The organism is Ruegeria discodermiae, assembly GCF_030758345.1.
Taxonomy (GTDB): domain Bacteria; phylum Pseudomonadota; class Alphaproteobacteria; order Rhodobacterales; family Rhodobacteraceae; genus Ruegeria_C.
On record NZ_JAVAMO010000058.1, the window covers coordinates 1 to 1178 of the forward strand.

Below are 1178 nucleotides of genomic sequence, written 5' to 3' on the forward strand. Positions count from 1 at the left end.
CATGGCAAAGGAAAAGTTTGAGCGTACGAAACCGCATGTGAACATTGGCACGATTGGCCATGTTGACCACGGCAAGACGACGCTGACCGCAGCGATCACCAAGTATTTTGGTGACTTCAAGGCGTATGACCAGATTGATGGCGCGCCGGAAGAGAAGGCTCGTGGTATCACCATTTCGACGGCGCATGTCGAATATGAAACCGACAACCGTCACTACGCCCATGTCGACTGCCCCGGCCACGCCGACTACGTCAAGAACATGATCACCGGTGCCGCGCAGATGGACGGTGCGATCCTGGTTGTGAACGCTGCTGACGGCCCGATGCCGCAGACTCGCGAGCACATCCTGCTGGGCCGCCAGGTTGGCATCCCGACCATGGTCGTGTTCATGAACAAGGTCGACCAGGTTGACGACGAAGAGCTGCTGGAACTCGTCGAGATGGAAATCCGCGAGCTGCTGTCCAGCTACGACTACCCGGGCGACGACATTCCGATCATCGCCGGTTCGGCTCTGGCCGCGATGGAAGGTAACAACCCGGAAATCGGCGAAGAATCGATCAAGAAGCTGATGGCGGCCGTGGACGAGTTCATCCCGACCCCTGAGCGCGCGGTGGACCAGCCCTTCCTGATGCCGGTCGAGGACGTGTTCTCGATCTCGGGTCGTGGTACCGTTGTTACGGGGCGTGTCGAGCGTGGCGTGATCAATGTGGGCGACGAGATCGAAATCGTCGGTATCCGCGACACCCAGAAAACCACCTGCACCGGTGTGGAAATGTTCCGCAAGCTGCTGGATCGTGGTGAAGCCGGCGACAATATCGGCGCGCTGCTGCGCGGCATCGACCGGGACGGCGTTGAGCGCGGTCAGGTTCTGTGCAAGCCGGGTTCGGTGACGCCGCACACCAAGTTCGAGGCCGAAGCCTATATCCTGACCAAGGATGAAGGTGGCCGTCACACGCCGTTCTTCGCCAACTACCGTCCGCAGTTCTACTTCCGGACCACCGACGTGACCGGCACCGTGACGCTGAACGAAGGCACCGAGATGGTGATGCCGGGCGACAACGTGTCGTTCTCGGTTGAGCTGATCGCGCCGATCGCGATGGAAAACGGCCTCCGCTTCGCCATCCGCGAAGGCGGCCGCACCGTCGGCGCCGGCGTCGTGTCGAAGATCATCGAGTAAT

Annotated in this window: 1 protein-coding gene; it reads left to right on the top strand. The window is 60.6% G+C overall.

The features are described 5' to 3' along the window. The first annotated feature begins 1 nt into the window (after position 1). Entirely contained in the window at positions 2 to 1177 is a 1176-nt protein-coding gene (gene tuf, locus Q5Y75_RS28325; RefSeq protein ID WP_306203645.1) for an elongation factor Tu, read from the top strand. The last annotated feature ends 1 nt before the right edge of the window (position 1178 follow it).

What these genes read in the sequence shown, in the direction of transcription:
- tuf (WP_306203645.1), top strand. Translation starts at nt 2, where the DNA reads ATGGCAAAGGAAAAGTTTGAGCGTACGAAACCGCATGTGAACATTGGC.